We start from the raw sequence: 20,485 nt of genomic DNA, 5'->3' as shown, positions 1-20,485 counted from the left end.
TTTGTAATTGAAACTTTAATTATAAATTACTAATTGCTTTGTGTGCAAAATACCGTTTAGTAGTTGTGAATTTATCCCAAAAGCTAATTACTTTTAGTAATAAAATTTGCATCCCATAAAAAATGTATTCAGTGAGCCGTCCTCAAAAACAAAAGCAAATTACTTCTAATAATATCTGGTGTAAAAAATTAACAGCAACCGTTATTTTGGTAAGTTTTTTACATACTACTATATCTGTACCAGCCAGAGCACAATCGACTAACAATCTTGCTGCGTCTTTGCCAATAACTAATCAAGCTACTTATACTTATACAGATTCTGCTAGTAATTATGAATATCAAGGAAGTTCTAATCAGCTTAATGTTAACTCGAATCCATTAGTTGACCCATTAGGGCGAATATTAGGTTGTGCTGGCGCTATTTTACCTGACTATACAGGTTTTTCAGTTGGCGTATATGAACTTAACCCTAGTGACCCAACGGGGACAGAATTGGGCAGCTTGCTTGCTTTGACTCGAACAGAGTTACCAGATATTTCTAGTAACAACGTTTTGGGCGGTAAACCGCCAAATACCGAGAATAGTAACCCATATTTCATTACAAATAACCCTGCGGGTTTCTACAATTTTCTACTTGACCCGAATAAAGGTCAAACTGCTCCAGGTAGAACTTACATTTTTGTAGTCAATCCACCGCCGAATTCTATCTATAAACAACGGCGCATCAAAATTGAAATCCTTGGTAGCACGGGCACACAAGGTAATAATGTGGTGCGATATGTCGCTACTTCTTTAGATGGTCAACCAATCAATATCACAGGTGAGACCAGGCTAGAGCAAACAGTTGTCTTAGTTCCCAGTGCAGAAACAGTGGGACTGGACTTATTAGCCTTTGAATTCACTACAAATATGTGTCAAGCCAATCAGTTGCAGATTATCAAAACAGGCGATCGCGCTGCTGCTGAACCTGGAGATACGGTAATCTACCGCCTTTCAGTAAAAAATCTAGCTGATGCTGGTTTGAATAATATAGTTGTCACCGACAACTTACCTTTAGGATTCCAGTTCTTACCTAAATCTGTGCGGGGAGAGTTGGATGGTCAAGCAATCACTCTCACCTCAGAACGTAATGGAAACACGGTGACATTCCGCACAGACGTAACAATTCCTACAGAAAAAATCCTGAATATTGCCTATGCGGCTCAACTAACAGCCGATGCTCTGCGTGGTAACGGTCGCAACAGTGCGATCGTTAATGCCCAACGAGCTGATAACCGTTTTAGCACCAAGGATGGCCCTGCAACACACCAGTTAAAAATTCGTTCAGGAATCGTTTCTGACTGTGGCACTATTATCGGTCGCGTGTTTATCGATAAAAACTTTGACGGTGAACAAGAACCTGGTGAGCCTGGAGTCCCCAATGCAGTGATTTTTCTGGAGGATGGAAACCGCATCACCACAGATCCCAATGGTTTGTTTTCCTTAGCCAATGCCTTACCAGGAAACCATACAGGTGTACTAGACCTCAGCAGTGTACCCGGTTACACCCTAGCTCCCAACGAAAAATTCCGCGAACGGAATAGCCAATCTCGTTTAGTGCGTTTAGAGCCTGGTGGCTTGGTACGTATGAACTTCGCAGTTACCCCCGCCTTCCAGGAGCCAGTCAAGAAATGAAGCCCAGACTGCACCATACAAGTATATTTCACCTGAAGATGATCGGGGTAATGCCAGTAGCTCTCAGCCTCGTTTTGTATCCTGCCATAGTCAAAGCGGAACCTGCAAGTGAAAATCTCTTTTTCCCCGATTCGCCTTCGCTAGCAGACAAGGGTGCTGAAGATCCTCACTTTTCAGGGAATCTGGAAAACCTCTTCCCTAAGAGGGGAGAGGCTTTGGATTCTTCCCCTTCCTTTGTAGGGAAGGAAGCTAGGGGGTTAGGTTTCGCTTTGGTTTTTCCAGATCATGTAAAAAGTCAGGTCGAAGATCAAGCGAATTGGAATGAAGTTGCTGAAAAAAGTACGGATTCAAATTCTCCGCATCTTTTGGGAAGTTCAGACAAGCAACTTTCACCCCTCGAACTTCCCTCAACTTCTTCAGCACCAATTACTGATACTTCAATTCCAGATGTTCAGCCAAGTGAAACAGAAATACAACCATTTCAACCAGCAACTTCTATTGATTTACCTAGAGGCTTACGCAAAATAGCCGGAATCCAGAATGAAGGGCGCAGAGACACTAAGACACAGTTTCAAGCTTCTCCAACAGAAATACAACCATTTCAACCAGCAACTTCTATTGATTTGCCTAGAGGCTTACGCAAAATAGCAGGAGTAGCTGAGGATGCAAAGGCGCAAGGACGCGGGGACACGGAAATACAGGGACAAGAGAAAAATCTTCCTGTGTCTCCCACTCCACCCATCTCCACAGCAATTAAAATTCTGACTCCAACGCCTGACACCGTAGTAAATGTACCAGCTACTACGGTGATTGTGCAATTTCCCGTTGGTAGTCAAGTGGAATTGCGGGTGAATGGCGCCTTGGTAGACCCCTCCTTAGTTGGACGGACGGAAACTGATACCACTGCTAACTTGGTAACGCAGACATGGTATGGTGTCTCGTTAAAAGAAGGTAATAACACCATCTCTGCACAAGTAGTTGGAGGGACAGAACCCCCTGTAACGATGCAAGTAGCAGTCCGGGGAGCGCCACAGCAACTAACCTTAGAAACTGTTGAATCTCGGATTCCAGCAGATGGACGTTCTACGGCTACAATCCGGGGTCAACTGATCGATGCAAGTGGTAATCGCTCTAACCGTGATGCTGTTATCACTCTGATACCTACTGCTGGGGAGTTTGTTGGGAAAGATTTCAAACCCGATGAACCCGGATTTCAAGTAGAGGCGAAAGCTGGGCAATTTACAGCGATTTTGCGATCGCAACTGAATGCCCAAACTGTCAGAATTCGTGCGATCGCTAATAATTTAGAAGCCTTTACCCAACTGCAATTTGAAACTGCACTACGTCCGAGTTTGGTTAGTGGTGTAATAGATTTACGTTTGGGCGCTAGAGGTACAGATTATTACGGCAGTTTCCGTGATTTCCTCCCACCTGATAAAGACAACAGAACGCAATTAGATTTCCATTCAGCGATATTTGCCACTGGTGCGATCGGGGAATGGTTGTTTACAGGCGCATACAATAGTTCTCGTAGCCTGAATGAAGATTGCAACTGCGATAATCGCCTGTTTAAAACTTACCAATCCAGCGAGCAAAACTATCCAGTCTACGGCGATAGCTCGACATTTAATGCCACCGCTCCTTCTATAGACAGCTTCTTTCTACGTTTTGAGCGTTCAACTCGTATCCCCGGATCTGATCCTGATTATGCCATGTGGGGTGACTACAATACAGAAGAATTTGCGCGGCGATCGCAGCAATTTACTTCTATCACCCGTCAACTCCACGGCTTTAAAGCTAACTACAACTTAGGGAACTTACAAATTACAGGTTTGTATGGCAACCACTTAGAAGGATTTCAACGGGATACTATTCCTCCCGATGGCACTAGTGGCTATTACTTCCTCTCTCGCAGAATACTACAACCAGGCAGTGAAAATGTCTTTATCGAGTTAGAAGAACTCAATCGTCCTGGGACTGTAATAGAACGCAAGCAACTTAACCGAGGCCCAGACTACGAAATCGACTACGATCGCGGTACCTTATTATTCCGCGAACCCATTCTTCGCACTGATATTGATCAAACTGGACAAGTCTTGGTACGCCGGATTGTTGTTAGCTATCAATATGACAGCCAAGACTCTGATGGGAATATCTTTGCAGGTCGTCTGCAATATAGCCTTTCCCGCAAACTTAATCAGGAAAGTTGGATCGGTGCAACTTACGTCCAAGAAAATCACGGGGTGCGTGACTTTCAACTCTACGGCGCAGATGCACTAATTTCTTTGGGTGATCAAGGTAGGTTAATGGCAGAATATGCCCATTCCACTAATGATTCTGATGTTGTGGGAAAAATCAGGGGTGATGCGTATCGGTTAGAAGCTGAGGGACAAATTGCCAATGGGATTTTAGGTCGTGCCTATTATCGCTTTGCTGATACAGGTTTTGCTAATAATTCCACTATCAGCTTTGTCCCAGGACAAACCCGTTATGGAGCGCAGGTTACAGCTAAACTCTCGTCAAGTACCAATGTCAGGGCGCAATATGACCACGAAGACAACTTTGGGATTGCTCCCCAACCCTTAGACACCTTTGAAGAACTGTTTGCACCCCGTTCGGAAGCCATACCTGGGAGCAATGTTAATAATTCACTGACGACGATTTCCGCTGGAATTCAACAACGCTTGGGTAGCGCTACCCTTGATGTGGATTGGATTCATCGTCATCGGGAAGACCACATCCCCGACAGCGCCTTGAGTGGTAGTTCTGATCAATTGCGATCGCGTTTTTCAGTTCCCATCGCTAAGAATCTGACTTTCCAAGCCCAAAATGAACTGAGTTTATCTTCCCAAAAAGATACTGTTTACCCAGACCGTACCATCTTAGGGTTGAATTGGGCAGCAATTCCTGGTGTGAATATCAGTCTGGCCCAACAGTTTTACACTAGCGGTCAATATTCGGGTAATTCCATCACCAGCTTGAGTGTCAACGGTGAACACAAACTCGGATCAGATACTACCTTGACTGGTCGTTACTCAATTTTGGGTGGTGCTAACGAAATGACTACCCAAGGAGCAATAGGTCTAAATAATCGCTGGACTATTGCTTCGGGATTGCGGCTGAACGTTGCTTACGAACACGTTTTTGGCAACTTCTTCGGACGGACTGCGGCAGGTCAACAATATGCTCAACCCTTCGCTGTTGGTCAATCAGCATCTGCGATCGGATTTGATGGGGGCGATAGTTACAGTGTGGGGCTGGAATACTCTGATAATCCGCAGTTTCAAGCCAGCGCTCGTTACGAACATCGCTCCTCTTCTGGTGGTGGTAATACAGTAATTACCGCAGGTGTTACGGGTAAAATTTCTCCGGCGATCACAGCTTTGGTACGTTATCAACAAGCCGGTTCTTCCAATCAAAAGCTTTCAGGATTGGGAGATACAGCGAACCTAAAGCTAGGTTTAGCCTACCGCGACCCCAATAACGATAAATTTAATGCCTTATTGCGTTATGAATATCGCCAAAATCCATCAACTATCCCTGACACTATCCTCTTAGGTAGTGGTACGGGTTCCCAAGACCATACTTTTGCTTTAGAAGCTATTTATGCTCCTAACTGGCAATGGGAATTTTATGGCAAATATGCCTTGCGTAACAGTACTTCTTACATAGCCAGTGATTTAGCTGGTACTAGCACAGTAAATCTAGCCCAATTCCGGGCAACCTATCGTTTGGGATATAGCTGGGATTTGGTGGGTGAGGCTCGTGTAATTAGTCAGTCTAGCTACAGCGAGACAGGGTTTGTCATAGAAACAGGCTACTACCTCACGCCTAACCTGCGCGTTTCGGCTGGATATGTGTTTGGTAAAGTTGATGATCGGGATTTCTCAGGAACACGTTCCGCAGGCGGTGCATATTTGGGTATAAGCGTTAAGCTCAACGAATTATTTGATGGATTTGGACAGCAAAAACCTGTAGCGCGCCAGCAAAAGCAGCCAAATCAAACAGAAGCGCAGGTGAAAAAAGATGGAGCAATTTAAATTTATTAATTATTACTTTTAGAATGACATGTTTATTTAGGTATTTAAAAGCGATCGCCACACTAAATCTGAATACAGATGGTAGATTATCTACGACTTTGGGCAAGCTAAAGACTGAAGATTTGTTTGAGGTGAATTAGCCCTCATTAATGATTAGGGTTAAGGTGATAAACATTTTGTAAAGGTTATTTTATGGTGATTTACTAATGAAGAATTTATGGCAAAATTTTAATATTTTTGGCTGGGGGCTGATCAGTGCAACATTAGTACTTCAACCTACAGTAGCACAAGGTCAATATATCCAGCGATCGTTCTTAAATCCTAGTTTTGAGCAACCTGTTTTTGGCTCTGCTTGTTATGTTCAAGTGTCGCCAGGTATTATCCCTGGCTGGGAAACAACTCATGGCTCAGTAGCAAATGGAACAGGTAACTGTACTGGTTATGTATCTCCAGGTAAAGTACCACTGATTGAGATTTGGACAACAGGATTTATTAGTGTTAGTACAGCAACCAATGCAGGGAATCAATTTGCTGAGTTAAATGCTGAACAAGCTTCTCAGTTGTATCAGAATATATGCCTAATTAAAAATGAGACGATCACATTCTCTCTTTTACACCGTGGGCGGTCAAGTGCAACTGTTGCTGATGTAGCCAATTTTTTAATTGGACTAAATACCGATTCAACAAAAACTATTTTTGGCACATTTTCAACAACTAGCAATGGAACAGTTACGGCACAACCAGTAGCACAGAATGGTGCAACTATTCCTCCTGTAAGTAACAATAATGCAGCAAATGGCTGGGTACGATACACTGGCTCTGTACCTTATACTGGTGCTTCTGGGAATAAACCTGTAGGATTTGCGGCTGTTTCCACAGCGGGTGGGAACAATACTGTAGGTAACTTCCTTGATGATGTGCAATTTGCTGGTAAACCTGTGCTTGAGTTTACAGCGAGTTCAGGTGGTGCAGCAGAATCGGAAACTAACCCTACTAGCAACCCACCTAAACTTAGGATTGTTGGTTTAGTACCAACTGGCGGGATCAGTGTTCCGATTTCCGTCTCTGGTACAGCGGCTTTGGGTACAGACTACAATACGACATCAGGCACATCCACTTTTAATATCACTATTCCTGCAGGCAACTACGACGGCAGCGATGCCACTAGTGTCTTTACCATTCCTTTTACTGTCATTAATAACAATATTCCTCAAGGCATGAGGACAATCGTATTCACCATACAACCTTCAACTAGTTTTTTCGCCAGTTCAACAACGACTTGTGGTAATTCCCCAACGATCGCTTCCAACTACACAATCTATGATGATGATTTCCTCAGTGGCAAGGTTTGGGATGATGCCGACAATAGCGCTAACGGGACTTTTACTAATATTAATACTGGCTCAGAAACCGGCACTAATGCAGGTGGGTTGTTAAATGCTATTCTTGTGGATTCTAACAATAAAGTATTAAAAACAACAACTGTCGCAGCAGACGGTACTTACACTTTTCTCGATGTTCCCCTGAATCAAAGCAACGTTAAAATTCTCTTAAGTACAACTGCTGGCACAGTAGGTAATACTGCCCCTACAGCATCGCTCCCTCCTAACTGGGTCAATACTAGCCCACTAACAACAGCTGCTTTTAATACTGGCACAAGCATCTCTAGTAAAGACTTTGGGATTGAGCAACTCCCGGATACGACCAACTTAAATCCAGCGTCTCAAACTAATCCTGGTGGCACAGCGAAGGTGCAGGTGCCGACCTTAGCGGGAACTGACCCAGAAGATGGTGCGTTGGGCAGTGGTAAGACGTTCAAGATTGTCACCTTGCCGACCAATGGCACGCTGACCTATAATGGCACCGCCGTCACCGCAGGGCAAATAATTTCTAACTATAACCCTACGTTATTGCAGCTTGACCCCAACGATGGAGCGATTACAGTAAGTTTCACCTATGCAGCTGTGGATGCAGCAGGGCAAGTTGATCCCACGCCTGCGACGGTGAGTATGCCCTTTACCGTAGCACCTGTCACCATCTCCGGTACAGTTTTCGATGATATTGATGGTAGCAAAATTCAAAATGGCACAGAAACTGGAACCAATGCAGGTGGAATAAACGCAGTGCTGGTTGATAGCACAAATAAAGTGGTTACCACTGCTACTGTAGCGGCGAATGGTACCTACACCTTTACTAATGTACCAGCCAATGCGAACTACACCGTGCAAATCACCACAGCAACAGCAACTGTTGGTGCAACACCGCCTGCGATCGCACTCCCCTCTGGTTGGGTCAGCACTGGAGAGAACCTGAATGGGGCAGTCGATGGTACAGTGGATAGCAAAGTCAGTGTCAGCGTCACTACTAGCAATATCACTGGTGTCAACTTTGGGATTGAACAACTGCCAGATACAACCAATCTCAGTTCCACCTCTCAAACCAATCCCGGTGGCACAGCGAAGGTGCAGGTGCCAACATTAGCGGGAACTGACCCAGAAGATGGTGCGTTGGGCAGTGGTAAGACGTTCAAGATTGTTACCTTGCCGACCAATGGCACACTGACCTATAATGGCACTGCCGTCACCGCAGGGCAGATAATTTCTAACTATAATCCTACGTTATTGCAGCTTGACCCCAATGATGGAGCGATTACAGTAAGTTTCACCTATGCAGCTGTGGATGCAGCAGGGCAAGTTGATCCCACGCCTGCGACGGTGAGTATGCCCTTTACCGCAGCACCTGTCACCATCTCCGGTACAGTTTTCGATGATATTGATGGTAGCAAAATTCAAAATGGCACAGAAACTGGAACCAATGCAGGTGGAATAAACGCAGTGCTGGTTGATAGCACAAATAAAGTGGTTACCACTGCTACTGTAGCGGCGAATGGTACCTACACCTTTACTAATGTACCAGCCAATGCGAACTACACCGTGCAAATCACCACAGCAACAGCAACTGTTGGTGCAACACCGCCTGCGATCGCACTCCCCTCTGGTTGGGTCAGCACTGGAGAGAACCTGAATGGGGCAGTCGATGGTACAGTGGATAGCAAAGTCAGTGTCAGCGTCACTACTAGCAATATCACTGGTGTCAACTTTGGGATTGAACAACTGCCAGATACAACCAATCTCAGTTCCACCTCTCAAACCAATCCCGGTGGCACAGCGAAGGTGCAGGTGCCAACATTAGCGGGAACTGACCCAGAAGATGGTGCGTTGGGCAGTGGTAAGACGTTCAAGATTGTTACCTTGCCGACCAATGGTACACTGACCTATAATGGCACTGCCGTCACCGCAGGGCAGATAATTTCTAACTATAACCCTGCTCTATTGCAGCTTGACCCCAACGATGGAGCGATTACCGTCAGCTTTACCTATGCGGCGATTGATGCAGCAGGGCAAGTTGATCCTACGCCTGCGACAGTAAGTATGCCCTTTACCGCAGGAACTGTCACTCTCGCTACAATACCTAATGTCTTGCTTGTGAAACGGATTACAGCGATTAATGGCGGCACTACCACATTTGGGGGGGATTCTTTGGGCAGTTATATTGATGCCCCAACAAATCCTTACGATGATAATAACATCACCATTCCAACCCAACCCACACCAACAGACCCGCCCCAGGACACTGACAATTGGCCATCCTTAAATAGCTTCATGCTCGGTGGCATCAATGGCGGTTATGTCAAGCCGGGTGATCAAATAGAATACACTATCTATTTCCTCTCCGCAGGTAAGGCAATAGCAAATAATGTTTTGATTTGCGATCGCATTCCTGATAATGTCACTTTCCTACCAACTGCATTCAATAATTTCCCAACCAAAAACACAAGTGGTCTTCTAACTGGCGATCGAGGGATCATTTGGCAAAACAATGGTGTAACTGAATCCTTAACTAATACCAAAGATGGGGATACAGCGGAATATTTATCGCCAGGTGTTAACCCCACGATTAATTACCCTAGTATCAAATGTGATGGTAGTAATATTAATGGTGTGGTGGTTGTGAATTTGGGAAATGTGCCAAATGCAACTGCACCAGGTACACCAATTAATTCCTACGGGTTTATCCGTTTCCGGGTTAAGGTGAAATAAATATCTAGTGACAAAGAATATCAAGACGTAGCAGCGCTATGTCTCTACAAGAGTTCTGGATGATGCATATTTAATTTCACCAGATGTCTAATTCTTATAGGACTTACGCACACTTTACGAATTCTCGGCGCTCTTGGCGTCTTGGCGGTTCGATAAATTAAGCTTTTTGGCAATTTTTGCGTAAGTCCTATCTTACACAGACAAGGCTTGTCTCACTTCAACTGGTTCACCCGTCAAGCTAAAAGGGCGAACTTCGATAATTTTTACCTTCACTAACTGCCCTTTCAATTCTTTGATGTCGCCACTGAAGAATGTCAGACGATTACCGTCAGTGCGTCCCATGACTTGAGTTTTATCTTTGGGATTTTGGTCTTCTACTAAAACGGATTCAATGCGTCCAAAGTAACGTTGCGATCGCTCGGCTACTTTCAAGTTTCCTAGATGATTGAGCCGTTGGAGGCGATCGCTTTTAATTTCTTCACTTAGCTGATTGTCCCACAAAGCAGCTGGTGTCCCTGGACGCGGCGAATATGCTGCTGTATTCAACATATCAAAGCCAATATCTTCCACCAGTTTTAGAGTATTTTCAAACTGTGCTTCTGTTTCCCCAGGAAAACCGACAATCGCATCAGCACTAATTGAAGCATCTGGCATATACCGCCGAATGGTATCGATGATCCGGCGATATTTTTCATGGGTATAACCTCGCGCCATCGCCTTTAAAAGTTCATTATCCCCAGATTGGAAGGGAATGTGGAAGTGTTTGCAGATTTTGGGCAACTCGGCACAAGCCTTAATTAATCTCTCTGTAAAATAACGGGGATGGCTAGTAGCAAATCTTAACCTTTCAATCCCTGGTACATCATGTACATAATAAAGTAAATCTGTGAAGTTGTGCAGATGCCGTCCTTCTGCTGTTGTTCCTGGCAAATCTCTGCCGTAAGCGTCAATATTTTGACCGAGTAGAGTTATTTCCTTGTAACCTTGGCGTCCTAATTCTTCCATCTCAGCCCGGATAGCTGACGGTATGCGAGATTGTTCGACACCACGCACATTAGGAACTACACAGTAAGTGCAGCGTTCGTTACAGCCGTAAATTACATTTACCCAAGCTGTTACTTTACTATCCCGTCGCGGCTGGGTGATATCTTCAATAATATGAACCGACTCGGTTGCGACAACTTGATTGCCGTCAAACACTGACTCTAGCAAATCTTTGAGGCGGTTGGCGTGTTGTGGCCCCATTACCAAGTCTAATTCCGGGACTCGCCGCAACAGCGCTTCACCTTCTTGCTGGGCAACGCAACCAGCAACGATGAGGGTTAAATCAGGCTGCTCATGCTTGCGCTTTGCTTGTCTGCCGAGATAGGAATATACCTTTTGCTCGGCATTATCCCTTATTGTGCAGGTATTGTAGAGAATCACATCTGCATTATTCGGATCTTCTGACCATTCAAAGCCCATGTCTTCCAAAACGCCAGCCATGCGCTCTGAGTCAGCTTTATTCATCTGACAACCGAAAGTAGTGATGTGGTAATGGCGTTTAGAAGTGGTCATGGGCAATTATGCTTAATCAGCGTAATGTATATAAGGTTTATTTTTATTCTATGTGCGTTACGTTGTCACTAACGCACCCTACGAAAACAAAATCTTGGAGTTATTAGTAACTTTTTACTTTTTACTAGAAGGGAGGCAAATTATTCGGGTCAATACCCTGAGATTGCAAATAAGCAATCAGTTGTTCTTTTTGCAGACGTTCTTGTTCAGCGCGTTGATGTTCTTGTTCAGCACGTTGATGTTCTTGTTCAGCACGTTGACGTTCTTGTTCAGCACGTTGACGTTCTTGTTCAATTTGTTCCACAGCCCAAGGTAACAAATTACCAGTTTCATTCCACCAGCGCAACCAATAACCAGTTCTAGCTTCTTTTGTTCCTTGCCAAGTTCCCAAAAATAAGCCCATTGTCTTAATCCAATGACGACCATTTTCGTCAGGTTGCTTTAACTCATAGCGTTTATTTTCTAATTGATAAAATTCTAATAAACCGCCATCTGGTTCAAAGATAATGTAAATGGGAACTTGCAAAATTTGCTCGTAGAAAAACCATTTTCCTGGTGGATAAGTTCGCTTTACCGAATATTCCCCACCCTCAGTGTCGGAGAGGAATTCTATAACAAGCGCCGGGATATCACCTTTTAAATTGGGTGTATAACTTTTCCGATTACTTACAACTTCATTAACCGACGGCACATAAACCCAGTCAGGTGCTTTCGCAATAAATTGCCCGTTAACAGTCGCACAAAGACCAAAATTTGAGGCTATTAACATCTGGGGTTGAATGAATCCACTGATTTCTAGACTTTCACGCAAAGCACCAGCCAAAATTGGCTGACCGGTATTCTCCACTGGTTCATCCTCTAGTTGAAAGTCGTCGGGCAACGCTTCCCAAGATATTACCAGTTCTGTTGCTGATTTGGCTTTGCTGAGTTGGGTTGCCATAAACACAGCATGAATGTAAGTTTATTTTTTATTTTATCGTTTCCAGCACAGGGATGGGGAAGTATCCCAATTTTGCCAAAATACTTATCTCTAAATGATTTTCAAGAGATTGTATACACATCTTTGCTAATTGCTAAGTAGAGTTTTGCATAATAATCGTAGCGTTTTTAAATGCAGAGAGACGCATTGGCATTGCAGGGAGACACATTGGCATTGTAGTGAGACGCATTGGCATTGTAGAGAGACGCATTGGCATTGTAGAGAGACGCATTGGCATTGCAGAGGGATACATTGGCATTGTAGAGAGACGCATTGGCATTGCAGAGGGATACATTGGCATTGTAGAGAGACGCATTGGCATTGTAGAGGGATGCATTGGCATTGCTAAACTTACAGCAGAATTCAAGTATTTGAACCACATCTATCGTAGGGGCACAGCATTGCTGTGCCCCTACCGCGTGGTCTATTTACCTGAAAATAGCTGTAATTTTAGGACTTACACAATAACTCTCTGAAACTCTTGTTCTTTTATGAGTTAAAAGTAAGTATTGAATTCTTCACTTATAACTCATAACTTATTTATGCTGGGTTCCAAGTGCCGTGGAAACTGTGGGGAATGACGCTGGGTAATCCTAGTTTGCAAACGGGTTCGGCATCCAGGCGATCGCTATCAAATACCCAAACTTCGCTACTATGAGAATTACCATCGTAGACAACGGTTAGCACCCAACTTTGTGCAGGGTTTTGGGTGTCTTGGGCGTAGATGGGTTCTGAAGGATAACGATTTTCTCCTAAGTCTGCTTCTGTGAGGGTTTCAGTCTTGTGATCAAAACGAGCGATCGCATTTAATATTTCTTGGCTAATATCTGTTTCTGAACGGAATGTTGACATATATGTGTATCGAGAAGCTAGCCCCACGTTTTGCTGTGGTACATTAGGAAACTCACAATGTCGGTTTAATAGTTGCTGAATTGACGTAACTTTGCCAGTTTGGGGATGCAGATGAACTTGCGTTAGTGTACTTTTAGCTGGGGTGTGAGTCTTACCTGTAGCCACTTCCTTGAGATATTGGTTAGTTTGAAAATCTTCATAACGGGCAATATCCACAATTACTGAACCGCTAGCATCTACATAACCGTTGCTAAAATGCCATTGATACCAAGGTTCGGTTTCTCCACGACTCACTACAGATAGAGTTTCCCGATCAATAACTAAAATCTGAGTTCCTAATTTAGGTTGCCACTCTAGCGAATCACTATAGTTGTTTATCCCTATTAGCACGGGTAAGACATTCAACCGCACTGGCGGAAGGAAAAATACAAGATACTGTCCTGCTAAAACAAAATCATGCACCAATGGTACACCATCTAACTGGTATGCGGCTTGTTGGATAATCCGCCCAGTCGAATCGCTTTTGTAAATATTAAGCGTCGCATTTTGTGCAGGGGTGATGCCAAAGTTAAAAATCTCCCCTGTTTGCTCGTCACGCTTACAATGCGCGGAATAGTTTAATCCTTTAGTTAACCCCCCTAAATCATCTTCGCCCCAAGTTTCTAAAGTTTGTAAATCAAGGGCGTGGGGTTTACCACCTTCCCACAATGCCAAAAGTTTATCTGGAAGTACTAGCACCGAAGTGTTGGCAGCATTCTTGATCGGCTTTTGCCATTGATTCCAAATTGGGCCTGGTGCAGTCATACCATAATTGCCATAGAGTAGTTTACCTGCTGCGGCTTCTTCTTGATAGCCAGAGGTTTGCACGTAGCGATAAACCCCGGTTGCGACTGCATCGGTAAAATTTACAGCCAGAATTGCCCCATCTCCATCAAACCAGTGTCCCATCTGAATGCCACCGCGTTCTAGCCGTGCGGGGCCATTGCGGTAAAGTGTGCCACGCAAGCTATCTGGGATTTTGCCAGAAAGAATTGGCAATTGCGTAGAGGGAAATTCTTTTGCCGGTTCTGCGATCGCGTTCGCGCAGCGTTCCGCAGGAAAGCTCACCGTTGGCGTAGCCTCTGGTAGAGAAGGTATCGCACCTGCCCAGGCTTTTGTTGTTGACTTTCTCTCTATGGTATGCATATAAAATTGTTACTTGATAAATTATCGATGTACATAACTGCATTCTTACATTTTCATCTTTGCTGCAATTTTTCAACAATGCCTCTAGCTGTGGATGTATAGAGGCTTTGACATGATATTACTCGTTAACTGAGCTAGCTCATAGTAACGAATGGGAATAACCACTAAATTGAAGTCAATCAACATTCCAAGTGGTTCAGAAAACTATGATTAGCCAACAAACAATAGATATCGTTAAATCTACAGCACCTATCTTAAAAAAGAACGGTCAGCAAATCACAACTCTGATGTATGAAATTATGTTTCAAAATCATCCAGAAATTAGAAAACAATTTGATATGTCTGCTCAAGCAAATGGTTCTCAGCCTGCGAGGTTGGCTACAGCAGTTTATGGCTATGCTAATCAAATTGATAATTTGCCTGCTTTAAAATCGATGGTGGAAAAGATTGCTCATCGCCATGTGCAGACCCATGTTACACCAGAACAATATCCTATTGTCGGAAAAAGTTTACTGCAAGCAATGAAAGATGTTTTGGGGGAAGCAGCTACAGAAGAAGTAATGGCAGCTTGGAGTGAAGCTTATCAAGTATTGTCTGAGGTATTTATCAACAGAGAAGATGAGATATATGTGGGTGAAGAGAAAAAACCACAGCTTGTGCATCCCTAACTACAGGACTTAGTGTCATAACGGCAAGAACTTATTACAGCATTTCATTAATTCGTAGCAAATTAAATTTGGCGTTCCTCTCACAATGCCAATGTATCCCGATACAATGTTAATGCGTCTTGATGCAATGCCAATGTATCTCGATACAATGTTAATGCGTCTTGATGCAATGCCAATGCGTCCCCATACAATGCCAATGTATCCTGATACAATGCCAATGCGTCTCGATACAATGTTAATGCGTCTTGATGCAATGCCAATGTATCTCAATGCATTCAAAACGCTACGCTTTTATGCAAAACTGTACTCAGGAATAAGAATTAAATAACATACAATTTATCTCCCTAGCTTACCTCACCCTCAATCCCTCTTCTTATAAAGGCTACGGTGTATACGCAAGTCTGAAATAGTTTACTCATCTGGTTTTTCGCGTCAGTTTTACCCCACCCTAACCCTCCCCTTAGAAATGGGAGGGAACTAAATTCCTGTTTCCCCCCAATACATCGGGGGGATTAAGGGGGGTAAACGACTTGTGTATACACGGTAGCCTTATAAAGGAGAGGGAAGCTAGATACAGGATGACGTTCCTAAGCGTTCCAGAACATTAATAACTTCAGAAGCTCGAACTCTTGGTAGCTTAAGCACTGGTTATCTCAAAGTGGTTAGCAAGTAACGAGGTGCTATCTCAGGAAGTGGGAATTTTTCTAAATAAAGTTCCGTTGCTTCTTGCAAATTAGCGATCGCTTCTTCTATCGTCTCTCCTTGGCTGGCGGTTCCTACCTCTGGACATTCAGCTACATAAACATCCTCTTCACAGTGCAGGATTGCTGTAAAGGTTCGAGTTTTTATATTCTTAGCCTGTTGTTATGAACTCATGGAGCGTTTATTTGGCTAGCTTTTCATTTTCATATTGTTGCTTAACTACTGGAACCAACAACATCCGCGCTTCAATTGCTTCCCAGGTTTGGGGGGATACTCGCACTGCTGCTTGTTTGCACTGGATTATGAGATGATTAGCGTAGAGATAATCGCCGAGTGCTTTCGCTTCTGCCTTAGATAAATCGATCATTTCTTGGGTGAGATTGAAAGCATCGAGTAAGGTTTTTTGCAGATGTTTAGCAAATGCCAGACGCACTTCCCTTGGCTGTTTATCATCAGGAATTCTAGCTTTCAATGCTTTTAATTTAGCGGTTAGTATAGTAAAATCAACGTTATTGAAGATTTTTAATTTCTCAAGTTCACGAGTGTAGTTAATAGCTTCGGCTAAGGCGTAGGCGTTGGCGTTGGCGTTGGCGTTGGCGTTGGCGTTGGCGTTGGCGATGGCGATGGCGTTGGCGTTGGCGATGGCGATGGCGTTGGCATTTGCGATGGCGATGGCGATGGCGTTGGCATTTGCGATGGCGATGGCGATGGCGTTGGCGTTGGGAATGGTGTAGGTGTAAGCGTTGGCGTTGGCGTTGGCGATCGCAACTGCGCGTTTACCGACAGGTTTAAAATCCCCTGGCGATCCAACTGTTACCTGTTCTGCCCAGTTTAATAAAGCTTGTAACTTTGGGGTGTTAATATACTTTTGCGCTTCCTTTTCCATCAGCAGCAGCAAATCATCTGCACCACCGCGCATTAACCCAGCTACTAACAAAAACACCTCTTTCCAGCGTTCATGTGTCAGATGTTCAGTAACTAACTTCTCAACTTGGCGATGGTCATCAATATATTGTGCTGTTAGATATTCCTGTAGCGTTAGATGAGAGAATGAAAAGACATCCTCGGCTCGTTCTACCAAAATTCCTTGTTGAACAGCAATGGCCTCCAGCACTGCTTCCCCATCTAAATGTTGAGGTGCATTCAGATTACTCGCTAAAAATGTTTTAATCTGCCCAACTATATCGCGCTGTGAAAAGAATAGCCTGTCAGACTCAAAACCTGTATAAGCAATCTCTGATAGTAATATCTCTTCTAATTCTGTATGCAGCCCTTGATAAATCTCATCTCTGAGAATTCGCTTTTCTGATGCCCACTCTTCTAGCAATATCCGCAGCGCCTTCTTGTAAAGAACACTACGATTATTTGGAAAACTTTGGGAACGGTCATAAACTAAACACAGAAATGTCAGCAATAAAGGTGTGTGCGCTAATTCTTTAGCAGCTTCATGTTCTGGTTTTTGCAGTAATTCCCAGCATTTATCGCCTGTCTTCGCCTGTTTGTCTGCATCTGAATGAAACCAGTTATCAATAAATTGCTGAATTTGAGTATCGTCAAAATCTGCCATTGATACATCGCTAAAGCGACGAAAACTGCTGCGATAAGCTGCCGTGCGACAGGAGGCAATGAAACGATTTTGATCATACTTGTCAACAAAATTCTGAATTTGACTAATTGCCTCGGTTAAGTTTTTTGTTGGTACTTCATCCAATCCATCCAGCAAAATTAGTAACTTACCTTCTTTTAAAGCCTTAGCTGTAAATTTATCTGGTGATGGAAAGCCGCAAGTATCAAACTCCTCAGTAATAAACGTTTCAATATTGATGTTACTGGATGCAAACCTTTTCAATTCGATAAAAACTGGAATGCAGGCGTGTTTAAAGTTTCCTTTTTTACCTTTGAGCGCTTCTAATCCCATCTTCCGCACAAATGTAGACTTTCCTGCACCAGGCCCACCAAGTACCATCAGATATTGCTTATCATTAGCAACTTTAATTCCTGCTTGTTTTTTACCATCGTGAGATTGAAACCTTCGGCTTTTAGCTTGGCGATAGACTTTTTCTAAATTCTCAATAGATTCAAAACTACGGATAGCATCATCATCTAAAAACTGCACTGCTGTATAGAGCGATTCCAGCTTGACAGGTTCACGCATTCCCAATACTTTGAGAATACCATGCCGTTCACTCTAGTAATTTAAAATGTATGGCTAAAATGATAAATAGATCGCCCGGCATCCAGTGGGAGGATATCAGCGGGTAGCTGTTCTCGCCTGCAAACAGGAATGTGGTAGCCGTTCGACTCGGCAGCCGACCGAATGGTTATAAAGTGCGATCGCAAAAAATGAGTAGCATTTGAGTAGCGCGATCAGCCTTTGAAGTAAGTAAAAATCTTAAAAATAGTGCTGCATTTAAGTAGCATTTGAGTAGCAAAAACAGAATTGTGACTCAAAGCCTTGCCAACGCAGGGCATACAAAGGTTTTGCCAGAACCGGATACACCCATTACGACAATAATCATAGACGGCTTTTCCCAGCAATTTTAACAGCGATTGAGTAGCATTAATGCATGTTTAAGACTTGCGAATTTAAACGCGATAATAATTCTATTTTTCCATTATCCAAATATTTTTTGACAAGCAAGTGACTTGATTGCTGGGGTCAATCTAAATCCTATTTTTCTATTATCAAAAATTGATTGACGCCGACTTACTTAGCACCAGTCAATATACTTTCGATATCTGCTAGCTCCACCACTCCTGAAACAGTCGGACTATTAATTACAAAGAAAGGTGTGCCAGAAACAGCCAATTTCTCTGCTAATTGGATATCTTTTGTAATGGCGGGAGTAGCAAGAGTAAGATCACGTTTAAATTTACCTAAATCTAGCTTCAGTTTTTTAGCAATATCTAAATATAATGCTTCACCTAGTTGCTTTTGATTAGTAAATAGCGCATCATGATATTCCCAGAACTTGCCCTGCTGATATGCTGCCCAAGCTGCCGTCGCAGCTGGCAATGCTTCAGCATGAATTGAAGTCAGCGGTAAATTCTTGTAAACTAATCTTACTTTATCTGGATACTTTACTAACAATTGTTTCAATGTTTTATGCGCCTCGGCACAATAGGGACATTGAAAATCTGAAAATTCGATTAGCACAGTTTTTGATTGAGTTGAACCTGTGGTGGGAGACTCACCAATTACTGTTTGAGGATTTGTCTTGAAATCCTGTAAAAATGCTTGCTGTGCTTGCTTTGTTTTTTGTTGTTGTTGCTGCTGATAGGCTTGAACAGATTCGATAATTGCCTCTGGATGTTCGCGGAGAATTTGTAATACTTGCTGTTCCAGTTGCGGATCAATGCGGCTAGCAGCTTGGGCAGTAATTGACCAGGTGACAATAACTAAACATAGCAGACCTATTGCTGTCCAAGTACGTACATACTTAAACAGGGGACTAAACAAATTAAAGAATATACCCATAAATACTTCTTCCAGGAGATTCTATACATTACTTTTTACTTGTTAAAAAGATCCAGCAATCATCCCAGCAAGTAAAATAAAACCAATCCACACGTTTTGCCGAAACATTTTACCATAAACAGGATTGGGTAAGTCTCGCTGTCTTAATCGCAGAGACTGCCAAATCCATCCGATAGTAGCAACTGCAAGGCTAATCCAGAAGGCGAAGTGTAGATGTATGAGTACACCTAACCAAGCGAATAACAAGACTGTGCCAGCAAAGAAAATTCCAATAGCTACAGGGGCATAATTCCCAAAAAATAGAGCGCTAGAATTAACACCAATGCGGCGATCGTCTTCCTTGTCGCTCATGGCGTAAAGTGTATCAAATCCTAATGTCCACAGTACAGTCGCGCCCCAAAGTAACCAAGTTGGTTGTGAGATGGTTTGTGTCACTGCACTCCAGCTAATCAATACCCCAAAACCCCAAGCGATGGAAAGCACCAGTTGCGGCACAGGAAACACCCGCTTTGCGCCTGGATACAGCAGAATTACAGGCACTGCTGCCACGCATAACCAAAAACTCAGGGGGTTAAGATAAAAGGCCAGGATAGCTGCACATGCTAACGATACGATCGCGACTACAATCCCAACTTTCACAGAGAGGGCGCGAGAAGCCAGGGGTCGATCGCGTGTTCTCTCCACATGTGGATCAATATCCCGATCCCACAAATCATTGACAACGCACCCAGCCGCACTCGTGGCGAGAGTACCCAATATAATCACACCAACCAGAGGCAAAGGCGGTTTCCCAGAAGCTGCCAAAAACACAGCCCAAAGGGCAGGAATCATTAAAATTAAGCGTCCTTCTGGTTTATGCCAGCGCAAAAGCCGGATAATTACAAGCCAAACTGGTTGCTGGGGGCGTTCTGGCATCGTTAACATAGGAATCAACAAATAACTTTAGATAGATGAATTCACACATCTTTACATCTATAGAATAACGTTATTTGATATTTATAAAAACATGCCTCTATTCGCCAAATTATGCCAATAATACAGCATCAATCTAGCAGTTAACAGGCTATTACGATTTTCTATTCTTTAATTCACACATTTTTACATCTCTTTACATCTAAAGAATAACGTTATTTGTTATTTGTAAAAATATAACCCCAAGTGGCAACTTAAAATATCTTTAAATAGTCACTACGGTTATAAACAGTAGGGTGAATATACTTAGCTTACAGGACTTACGCAAAAATTGCCAAC

12 protein-coding genes are annotated in these 20,485 nt (G+C 43.3%); 5 read left to right on the top strand and 7 right to left on the bottom strand.

What is annotated here, in order from left to right; genetic code table 11:
* Positions 1 to 122 precede the first annotated feature (122 nt).
* The 3 genes from V7K35_RS07595 (at position 123) to V7K35_RS07585 (ending at position 9,813) form a co-directional block, all read left to right on the top strand.
* On the top strand, positions 123 to 1,673 hold the full coding sequence (locus V7K35_RS07595) for a hypothetical protein (RefSeq protein ID WP_335077686.1): 1,551 nt from the start codon (positions 123 to 125) through the stop codon (positions 1,671 to 1,673).
* Positions 1,670 to 5,713, top strand: a complete 4,044-nt coding sequence (locus V7K35_RS07590; protein WP_335077684.1) for a TonB-dependent receptor — start codon at positions 1,670 to 1,672, stop codon at positions 5,711 to 5,713. Before V7K35_RS07595 ends, V7K35_RS07590 begins: the two co-directional genes overlap by 4 nt.
* A 206-nt stretch (positions 5,714 to 5,919) precedes the next feature.
* Entirely contained in the window at positions 5,920 to 9,813 is a 3,894-nt protein-coding gene (locus tag V7K35_RS07585; protein WP_335077682.1) for a beta strand repeat-containing protein, read from the top strand.
* A gap of 192 nt (positions 9,814 to 10,005) precedes the next feature.
* Here V7K35_RS07585 and miaB read toward each other — a convergent pair whose 3' ends face one another.
* Both miaB and V7K35_RS07575 read right to left on the bottom strand, forming a co-directional pair.
* A complete protein-coding gene (gene miaB / locus V7K35_RS07580; RefSeq protein ID WP_335077680.1) occupies positions 10,006 to 11,370 on the bottom strand; it encodes a tRNA (N6-isopentenyl adenosine(37)-C2)-methylthiotransferase MiaB in 1,365 nt (454 codons plus the stop codon).
* A gap of 124 nt (positions 11,371 to 11,494) precedes the next feature.
* Positions 11,495 to 12,310 (bottom strand): Uma2 family endonuclease, encoded by an 816-nt coding sequence (locus V7K35_RS07575; protein ID WP_335077678.1) that lies wholly within the window; start codon positions 12,308 to 12,310, stop codon positions 11,495 to 11,497.
* A gap of 218 nt (positions 12,311 to 12,528) precedes the next feature.
* On the opposite strand from V7K35_RS07575, the gene V7K35_RS07570 reads away from it, so the two are divergent.
* Positions 12,529 to 12,825 (top strand): hypothetical protein, encoded by a 297-nt coding sequence (locus tag V7K35_RS07570; RefSeq protein ID WP_335077676.1) that lies wholly within the window; start codon positions 12,529 to 12,531, stop codon positions 12,823 to 12,825.
* 64 nt (positions 12,826 to 12,889) lie between these two features.
* Here V7K35_RS07570 and V7K35_RS07565 read toward each other — a convergent pair whose 3' ends face one another.
* Positions 12,890 to 14,386: a carotenoid oxygenase family protein gene (locus V7K35_RS07565; protein ID WP_335077674.1), complete on the bottom strand. Its 1,497-nt coding sequence runs from the start codon at positions 14,384 to 14,386 to the stop codon at positions 12,890 to 12,892.
* Positions 14,387 to 14,592: 206 nt separating this feature from the next.
* Between V7K35_RS07565 and V7K35_RS07560 the strand changes: the two genes are divergently transcribed.
* Positions 14,593 to 15,054 carry a globin domain-containing protein gene (locus V7K35_RS07560; RefSeq protein ID WP_335077672.1) on the top strand — a complete coding sequence of 154 codons (462 nt, stop codon included), beginning with the start codon at positions 14,593 to 14,595 and terminating at the stop codon, positions 15,052 to 15,054.
* An 80-nt stretch (positions 15,055 to 15,134) separates the two neighbouring features.
* On the opposite strand, the gene V7K35_RS07555 is transcribed toward V7K35_RS07560, so the two are convergent.
* The 4 genes from V7K35_RS07555 to V7K35_RS07540 all read right to left on the bottom strand — a co-directional run bounded on the left by V7K35_RS07555 (position 15,135) and on the right by V7K35_RS07540 (position 20,158).
* The gene (locus V7K35_RS07555; RefSeq protein WP_335077670.1) at positions 15,135 to 15,314 is read right to left on the bottom strand and encodes a hypothetical protein; all 180 of its coding nucleotides are present in this window, start codon (positions 15,312 to 15,314) and stop codon (positions 15,135 to 15,137) included.
* Positions 15,315 to 15,937: 623 nt separating this feature from the next.
* Positions 15,938 to 17,911 carry an NACHT domain-containing protein gene (locus V7K35_RS07550; protein WP_335077668.1) on the bottom strand — a complete coding sequence of 658 codons (1,974 nt, stop codon included), beginning with the start codon at positions 17,909 to 17,911 and terminating at the stop codon, positions 15,938 to 15,940.
* Positions 17,912 to 18,463: 552 nt separating this feature from the next.
* Complete coding sequence (locus V7K35_RS07545) at positions 18,464 to 19,234, bottom strand: DsbA family protein (RefSeq protein WP_335077666.1); 771 nt, start codon at positions 19,232 to 19,234, stop codon at positions 18,464 to 18,466.
* A 42-nt stretch (positions 19,235 to 19,276) separates the two neighbouring features.
* Positions 19,277 to 20,158, bottom strand: a complete 882-nt coding sequence (locus V7K35_RS07540; protein ID WP_335077716.1) for a 4-hydroxybenzoate solanesyltransferase — start codon at positions 20,156 to 20,158, stop codon at positions 19,277 to 19,279.
* Positions 20,159 to 20,485: the final 327 nt, after the last annotated feature.

Origin of the sequence: Nostoc sp. (assembly GCF_036917275.1) — a bacterium.
In the GTDB taxonomy this organism is placed as follows: Bacteria; Cyanobacteriota; Cyanobacteriia; order Cyanobacteriales; family Nostocaceae; genus Nostoc.
Note: the sequence above shows the minus strand (reverse complement) of the source record. Positions and strands in the feature narration are given on the sequence as shown.

Excerpts from the sequence above, each read along its gene's own strand:
- V7K35_RS07595 (WP_335077686.1), top strand. The coding sequence starts at position 123 with ATGTATTCAGTGAGCCGTCCTCAAAAACAAAAGCAAATTACTTCTAAT.
- V7K35_RS07590 (WP_335077684.1), top strand. The coding sequence starts at position 1,670 with ATGAAGCCCAGACTGCACCATACAAGTATATTTCACCTGAAGATGATC.
- V7K35_RS07585 (WP_335077682.1), top strand. The coding sequence starts at position 5,920 with ATGAAGAATTTATGGCAAAATTTTAATATTTTTGGCTGGGGGCTGATC.
- miaB (WP_335077680.1), bottom strand. The coding sequence starts at position 11,370 with ATGACCACTTCTAAACGCCATTACCACATCACTACTTTCGGTTGTCAG.
- V7K35_RS07575 (WP_335077678.1), bottom strand. The coding sequence starts at position 12,310 with ATGGCAACCCAACTCAGCAAAGCCAAATCAGCAACAGAACTGGTAATA.
- V7K35_RS07565 (WP_335077674.1), bottom strand. The coding sequence starts at position 14,386 with ATGCATACCATAGAGAGAAAGTCAACAACAAAAGCCTGGGCAGGTGCG.
- V7K35_RS07560 (WP_335077672.1), top strand. The coding sequence starts at position 14,593 with ATGATTAGCCAACAAACAATAGATATCGTTAAATCTACAGCACCTATC.
- V7K35_RS07550 (WP_335077668.1), bottom strand. The coding sequence starts at position 17,911 with ATGCGTGAACCTGTCAAGCTGGAATCGCTCTATACAGCAGTGCAGTTT.
- V7K35_RS07545 (WP_335077666.1), bottom strand. The coding sequence starts at position 19,234 with ATGGGTATATTCTTTAATTTGTTTAGTCCCCTGTTTAAGTATGTACGT.
- V7K35_RS07540 (WP_335077716.1), bottom strand. The coding sequence starts at position 20,158 with ATGTTAACGATGCCAGAACGCCCCCAGCAACCAGTTTGGCTTGTAATT.